The following is a 7153-nucleotide window of genomic DNA, read 5'->3' as shown; positions in this document are numbered from 1 at the left end:
TGAAAGCGGAATGTTGTGAGAACTGCGAAAAAACAACCCAACTTCAAATTCATCACATTGGCACGGTCCGCAACGCGAACCGCCAGAGTATTATGAATAAAAGTACCAAGGTATTATGTAAAGATTGCCATCGCAAGATAACCAATCAACAAATACATGATATCAGAAAGAATAGAACGATAAGAATAAATAGCTAATTAACCGCAAGGGGAAATTAGTTCTCGCAAGAGAGTAAATTATGGAAAGCCGGATGCTTGGAAACTTGCTTGTCCGGTTTGGACGGGGGCTGATTGTAAATAAAACAGTAAATACAAATCGCTGAATAAAGCGCAATTAATCTATCCGTATTGTTTATTTGTTTTATGAAAGATTAAATTGATAAAAAACCATCATTATATATTTTTGTAATGATGGTTATTTTGTTTATTTATTATTATATTTAATAATTATATATCGGCTTAGATATAATAATTAATGAATAAAATATAGTATTTTTTATTTTTGGTGGTTTATTAAAAGAGAAAGAATTTGGAACTTATTTATTATGATTTTAGTTAAATATCCATTATTATCATCGGTTTATAAACCTTATTTTTATTATGCTTTAGAAGAGTATATTTTGAATAATTTTTTGAAATATGATGATGAAATTTATTTTTTTTTCTGGACTATGAAAGGAATAGTTATTGGTCGCAATCAGATTATTGAAAATGAAATTAATTTAGATTTTATCAAAAAAAATAAAATTGAATTTTTTCGTAGACCGAGTGGTGGTGGTTGCGTTTATAATGATTTTAATACACCAATTTTTAGTTTTATTTTTAAAAATAAATTTTTAGATTTTAGTTTTAAAAGATATTTAAATTTTATTATTCAAGCATTTAATAATTTAGGAATATCTTTATATTTTGGCGGTCGTAATGATATTTTATTCAAAGGTAAAAAGGTTTCTGGTAATGCTTTTTGGAAAAATAAAAATGGAATTGTTATGCATGGAACTTTACTTTATCAATGTGATATAGATACAATGATACGTTGTATTACTCCAAATAATCAAAAATTAATTTCTAAAGGCATTGATAGTGTACGCTCACGAGTTCTTAATTTGAAAGATTATCTTCCCGATATGACACAAGAAATATTAGTTAATTATTTAGAAAAATTTTTAAAAAAACAAGAATTAATTTTAACTAAAAAAGATTTAGCTGCTATTAATAAATTAGCTATTAAATATAATTCTTTTAAATGGTTATTTAATCATCCTATATATTCCAAAAATTTGCAATATCGTTTTGGATGGGGCGAAATAAAAGTTTTTTTAGAATTAGAAGATGGTTATATTAGAAAAATGGAATTATGTGGTGATTTTTTTCATATTCAAGAAAATTTAAAAAAATTTTGTAGTTTTTTTGAGAATATTTTATTTAGAACAGAAGATATTCAAAAAATTTTGAAAAAAGTGAATATTAATAATTATATTTTGAATGCTTCGAATCAAGATTTTTTATTTTTATTAGAACAAGGTTTAATTAATAATAAATATAAACAATCATAAACAATGAGTTAAATTTTTATCAGAATTTTGTTGCGGAAAATACTTATTAATTTCCAATTTTTTTGTTTATCCTTTTTAATAAAAATGTATAATATAAGAAAGGTATATTTTAAAAGTTAATTATGAAGATTTTTTCGTTAAAAAAAGTAATTATTAGTTCTTTGTTATTAACAATCTCTTTCTTTATTGAATTTGTATTTACTAAATTTTTTTTTCAAGATTGTCACGGATCTTTAATCAAATTAGAGTTATTACCTATAGTTTTAATAGGTTTTTTGTTCGGATTTAAATTTAGTTTATTCGCTAATCTTGTGTATGTCATGATTCATACCGCGTTGGAATGGCCTATTATTAATATGTTTATTTTAAATCAAACAAGATATTTACAATTATTATTTTTAATATTTTTTTTTATTTTTCCATATATGGCTTATTCTTTATCTGGTTTATTTCACGCCAAAAATTATCCATATTTAATTAAAAAAAATATTATAAAAAGTTTATTACTAATTTCTTTTATGCAAATTATTTCTTATACATTTTGTGTTTATAGTTTTTATTATTATTCTTATGATTCTTTGTTTTTAATATTTGAATCGGATTCTTGGATAATAACTCAGTTAAATCCTTTTTTATCTATATATTGGATTTTGGTTATTTATATTAATATTATGATTTTTTTAACTAATACACTTATTGGATTTATTTTGTTGTTTTTAAAATCTATTATCAACGAAAATACTGAATTTAATTTATAAAATGGATATTTATATCTTTTAGATAAATTTATTAACAATTTGTAAGTAATCTAATCTAGGACGATAACTATAAGGAATTTGCCATAATTCATTAATAAAAATTTGATAATCAATACTTTTGGATGAAGATTTTTGTATAAAATTATTTAAAAAAGATATAGGCAGATAAAAATATTGGTTATGACGTTTAAAATTAATAATTAAAAATGCTATTCCTTTTAATTCGTTTATTTTTTGTAAATAAATTATTTGATGATTAGGAATATTTTTTAAAGGAAATTTTTTTACATTATTAGTTTCTTTAGCATCAAAAGATAAATATTTACCTTTATAAATTCCTTGATAATCTGGTAAAGATTTTAAACGATAATAAGCTTCTACAATTTTAGTTTTTTTTCTTTGTGCATATTCGACTTTAACTACTTGTATAGGGATTTCATTTTTATGAATAAAAGCGATTTGATTTTCTTGATAAAATTTATTGGTTAAATTAATATCTTGTTCTAATTGTTTTCCTAAATTACTTTTTTTATTATAATTTAAATTTTGATTATTAATTTTAGTTGGATATTTCATATTTTTATTTATCTGATAACTTTCTAAAAAAATAGAAAAAAATTGATATTAATTGTTTTAAAGCTATAATAAATAGTGATTAACCAAATTCAAGTATTTTTAAAAATAATTAACATCATATTAAATTTATTTATTTTTATTTTACAAATATAATATTTATATTATAAACTTTAATTAATAATGATAAAAAAATCAAATTAATCGGTAAACATATATTTTGAAATTATTTTAATTAATGATATCACATTATTAATTTTTTAAGGGAGTTCTATTAAAAAATGCAAGAAATTAATTTTTTCGCTTTAGGAGGTATAGGGGAGAATGGGAAAAATTTTTACCTCTTAAAAATCAATTCTTCTTATTTTATTTTAGATGCTGGTTTAAAATATCCTAGTGTATTAGTGAATGGTATTGATGCTATTTTACCAGAATATTATAAATTAGAATCTATTAAAGGACAAATTAAAGGTATTTTTATTACTTCAGCTTTAGAAACTTATTCAGGAGCTTTAGTTTATTTCATAAAAGAATGGTCCATTCCTATTTATACTTCAGATTTTACTATGGAAGTAATTAAATTTAATTTAAAACAAGCAAATATAGATTTATCTTGTTTATCGTTTAATATGATAAAAGATGATATGAAAATTACTATTGATAATATTAAAATTTTTGTTTTTGGGATATCTCATTTTTTACCAGGCACTTTAGGTTTAGCTTTTGAAACCTCTTCAGGAATGATTATATATATGAGTGCTATGCATATGCAACAATCTAAAAATAATTTTTTTCAAACTAATTTTACCACTTTAGTAGAATTGGCTCGTAAAAAAGTTTTAGCTTTATTATTGGTTTCCCAAGGGGCTTTGAGTTTGGTAAAACCTAAAAGAGAAGAAATTTTAGAACATCATTTGAGTAGTTTTTTTGGCCATATAGAAAATAATATTATTGTTACTTTTTTAATTCCAGATTTATTAAAGATTCAAATGGTTATCGATTTAGCTGTACAAGCTAATTTAAAGATTATTATTTTAGGTCGTAAAAGTGAAAAAATTATTGATATTGCTTTATCAAAAAAATATTTAAAAATTCCTGAAAATACTTTAATTAATTTAAAAAATTCTAAAGATTATTTGAAATATAATAATGTTGTTGTATTAGTGTTTGGTCGACGTTTTGAAGCTTTTTATCGTTTGCAACGTATGTGTAAGAAAACTGATCGTTTAATGAAATTGCATATAGCCGATAAAATTTTATTATTTTCTGTGGATTTACCTGGTATTGATAAAGTCCAAAATAAAACTATTGATATATTAGCAAGACATGGTTTTCAAGTAGAATTTTTAATTAAAGATCTATTTCAAAACTTATCTTATGATTATCAAGAATATTTAAAATTATTATTATATTTATTAAAACCAAAATTTTTTTTACCTATCGCAGGCGAATATAGGCATCAATATTATGTAAAAAAAATGGTTCAAAATTTTAATTTTTCAGATAATAAAATTTTTTTAATAGAAAATGGTGATATGTGGTTTTATGATGGTTTACATAAACCTTTGATTAAAAAAAATTTTTTAAAAAATTTAGGTGAAATTTTAATTGATGGTACACCAGTTATAGATGGTAATAATTTTATTATTAAAGATAGGGAGTTATTAGCCAATGATGGCATTTTAATTATAGCCTGTAATTTAGATCTACGTTTGCGTAAAGTAATCGGGAATATTGATAATATTAAGTTGGTTAGTAAGGGATTTTTAGATAAAATGAAAATAGAACCTCTGATTCAACAGTTGAAAGAATTATTTTTAAAAATAAGTACACAGTTTATACACATTAATAAACAAATTAAATGGAGTGATTTTAAAAATAGTTTACGAGAAGAATTATCTAAATTTATTTTTAAAGCTACTAAAAAAAAACCTGTCATCATTCCTGTTTTAATTTCTGCAACCCGGTCAACGTTAAATAAAGATTTAAATTTTAATTCAAATATTGTAATTGAAAGCAAAGGATAATTTTACAAATGGTAGCACATATTTCGCAACAACAACCTAAATTTGACATTTTATTTTATGCTTTGGGCGGATTAGGTGAAGTAGGTAAAAATATGTATGTGGTCGAAATTCAGGATAAAATTTTTATTATGGATTCGGGCATGTCTTTTTCTGAAGATTCTTTTTTAGGTATTAATTATATAATTCCTAGTTATGAATATTTAATTAAAAATGAACATAAAATTCAATGTCTTTTAATTACTCATGGTCATGAGGATCATATTGGCAGCATTCCTTTTTTATTACGTAAAGTCAAAATACCCAAGATTTTGGTTACTGGTATTGCTTATGATTTGATTGAATTTAAATTAACAGAACATAAATTGCAAAAATATATGCATATTTTAGACAAATATGAAGAAGAATCTGAATTGTGTTTTGGAAAGGTTACAATTTCTTTTGTACGTCTAAATCATTCAATACCTGATACTTTTGGTATTGTTTTTGAATATAATAAAAATATTATTTTTTATACTGGTGATTTTAAAATTGATCATACTCCTGAAGGTCCTTTAGCGAATTATGCTAAATTAGCTGATTTAGGTAAAAAAGGAGTTTTATGTTTGTTATCTGACTCTACTAATGCTCAACAAAAAGGTTTTATAGAATCAGAAAATAAAATCGGAGATACTATTAACAATTTATTTTATCAAATTAAAGGTAGAATTATTATTGTTACTTTTGCGTCTAATTATTATCGTATTAGACAAATTATTCAAGCTAGCGTTTTAACTAAAAGAAAAGTAGCTGTCTTTGGCCGAAGTATGGAAAAAGCAATCGAAGTCGGAGCTAAAAATGGTTATTTAAAAGTGCCAAAAGAATTTTTAGCTAATAGCAACAATATTAATGCTAATGATGAAGATATTACTTTATTATGTACTGGTTCTCAAGGGGAACCTTTAGCTGCTTTGAGTCGTATGGCGAATGGCACTCATCGGCAAATTAAATTAAATAATAAAGATACAGTAATTTTTTCATCTTCTCCTATTCCGGGAAATCAAGATAGCGTGAATAAAATTTTAGATTTATTGTATAAAATGGAAGTTAATGTAATTTTACATGGGTTTTTAGTAGATACTCATGCTTCTGGACATGCTAGTCAAAATGATTTGAAATTAATGTTAAATTTAATTAAACCACGTTTTTTAGTTCCAGTTCATGGTGAATATGTTATGTTAATGGCTCATAAAAAGTTAGCTATTGAATGTGGTATACCTTCTGAGAATGTTTTTATTTTAGATAATGGCGATGTATTAGGTTTAAGTCCCGAAAAAGCTCAATTAATCCGAAAAATTCCTCACGATGATATTTATATTGATGATTCTGGTTCAGAAAATTTGAGCAATTCTATCATTAAGGAAAGAAAAATTTTAAACGAAGAAGGATTGTTATCTATTATTGTTAGCATGGATTGGAAGAATAAAAAAATTATTAATCATCCTATGGTTGTATCTCGAGGATTTATTTATATGAAAGGTAGTGGTGATTTTATTCAAAAAATATCTAATGATATTAAAAATATGATTCAAAAATTATTATCTTCTGAAACAGTTAATGAAAATTATTTAATAAAAGCTATTATTAATTTTATCACTCCTCGTATTTATGAAACTACTTTACGTAATCCTTTAATTTTACCTATTATTGTATCTATTTAAAATTTTTTAGTTCAGAAAGGTTTTTTGATTTTTATGAATTTCGCTAAACTACTTGATAATAATTTATATAACAATTATTCTATTAATGATTTAATTTGTATAGTAAATGTAAGATTTAATAAAGATAAAAACTTGAAAATTTCTAAAGAATGGTATACTGTTGGTCTGAAAATACTTATTCACTCTGAGATTAAATTTTTTTCAGAATTAATTTTATTTTTTGAACATATTGATAATGATAATCCAGAATTTTTTTTACAACCAGGTCAAAAAATAAAAATTATAACTGGAAAATTATTTCTTAATAAAATTATATTAAAAGAAAAAGGTACTTTGTTGATTGAAAAATTTATTCACGTAAGTGAATAGCAAATCATAATTATATTTAAATAATTCTAAATAATTTAAATTGGTTTGTAAAAATTGTATAAATAAAAAAAATAAAGGAGATCTTTTTAATGCCGGAACTACCAGAAGTAGAAGTTATTGTAAGAGCTTTAAACAAACAAATTATAAATCGCTAGGGCGCAAAAGATGCTCATA

8 protein-coding genes are annotated in these 7153 nt (G+C 23.0%); 6 read left to right on the top strand and 2 right to left on the bottom strand.

Annotation, left to right across the window (positions count from 1 at the left end):
• The coding region (locus B2G44_RS02170; protein WP_338140331.1) for an HNH endonuclease at window positions 1–197 on the top strand (197 nt) is incomplete at its 5' end.
• On the opposite strand, the gene B2G44_RS02370 is transcribed toward B2G44_RS02170, so the two are convergent.
• On the bottom strand, window positions 163–333 hold the full coding sequence (locus B2G44_RS02370; RefSeq protein ID WP_180372482.1) for a hypothetical protein: 171 nt from the start codon (window positions 331–333) through the stop codon (window positions 163–165). The genes B2G44_RS02170 and B2G44_RS02370 overlap by 35 nt on opposite strands.
• A gap of 211 nt (window positions 334–544) precedes the next feature.
• Here B2G44_RS02370 and B2G44_RS02165 point away from each other — a divergent pair, with 211 nt between their 5' ends.
• Together B2G44_RS02165 and B2G44_RS02160 are read left to right on the top strand one after the other, a co-directional pair.
• A complete protein-coding gene (locus B2G44_RS02165) occupies window positions 545–1555 on the top strand; it encodes a lipoate--protein ligase (protein WP_078123189.1) in 1011 nt (336 codons plus the stop codon).
• Between the two features lie 122 nt (window positions 1556–1677).
• Complete coding sequence (locus B2G44_RS02160) at window positions 1678–2313, top strand: hypothetical protein (protein WP_078123188.1); 636 nt, start codon at window positions 1678–1680, stop codon at window positions 2311–2313.
• Between the two features lie 18 nt (window positions 2314–2331).
• On the opposite strand, the gene recU is transcribed toward B2G44_RS02160, so the two are convergent.
• On the bottom strand, window positions 2332–2889 hold the full coding sequence (recU, locus tag B2G44_RS02155; RefSeq protein WP_078123187.1) for a Holliday junction resolvase RecU: 558 nt from the start codon (window positions 2887–2889) through the stop codon (window positions 2332–2334).
• Window positions 2890–3167: 278 nt separating this feature from the next.
• Between recU and B2G44_RS02150 the strand changes: the two genes are divergently transcribed.
• From B2G44_RS02150 to B2G44_RS02140, 3 genes are read left to right on the top strand one after another with little or no spacing between them, the layout of a single operon-like run.
• Window positions 3168–4913, top strand: a complete 1746-nt coding sequence (locus B2G44_RS02150; protein WP_078123186.1) for a ribonuclease J — start codon at window positions 3168–3170, stop codon at window positions 4911–4913.
• Window positions 4914–4921: 8 nt separating this feature from the next.
• On the top strand, window positions 4922–6610 hold the full coding sequence (locus B2G44_RS02145; protein ID WP_078123185.1) for a ribonuclease J: 1689 nt from the start codon (window positions 4922–4924) through the stop codon (window positions 6608–6610).
• A gap of 33 nt (window positions 6611–6643) precedes the next feature.
• Entirely contained in the window at window positions 6644–6979 is a 336-nt protein-coding gene (locus B2G44_RS02140) for a hypothetical protein (protein WP_078123184.1), read from the top strand.
• Window positions 6980–7153: the final 174 nt, after the last annotated feature.

Source organism: Candidatus Phytoplasma citri (assembly GCF_002009625.1).
Lineage (GTDB): Bacteria > Bacillota_I > Bacilli_A > Acholeplasmatales > Acholeplasmataceae > Phytoplasma > Phytoplasma citri.
The sequence above is the reverse complement of the archived record's forward strand: the minus strand, read 5'-3'. Positions and strand labels throughout refer to the sequence as shown.

What these genes read in the sequence shown, in the direction of transcription:
- B2G44_RS02165 (WP_078123189.1), top strand. Translation starts at nt 545, where the DNA reads ATGATTTTAGTTAAATATCCATTATTATCATCGGTTTATAAACCTTAT.
- B2G44_RS02160 (WP_078123188.1), top strand. Translation starts at nt 1,678, where the DNA reads ATGAAGATTTTTTCGTTAAAAAAAGTAATTATTAGTTCTTTGTTATTA.
- recU (WP_078123187.1), bottom strand. Translation starts at nt 2,889, where the DNA reads ATGAAATATCCAACTAAAATTAATAATCAAAATTTAAATTATAATAAA.
- B2G44_RS02150 (WP_078123186.1), top strand. Translation starts at nt 3,168, where the DNA reads ATGCAAGAAATTAATTTTTTCGCTTTAGGAGGTATAGGGGAGAATGGG.
- B2G44_RS02145 (WP_078123185.1), top strand. Translation starts at nt 4,922, where the DNA reads ATGGTAGCACATATTTCGCAACAACAACCTAAATTTGACATTTTATTT.
- B2G44_RS02140 (WP_078123184.1), top strand. Translation starts at nt 6,644, where the DNA reads ATGAATTTCGCTAAACTACTTGATAATAATTTATATAACAATTATTCT.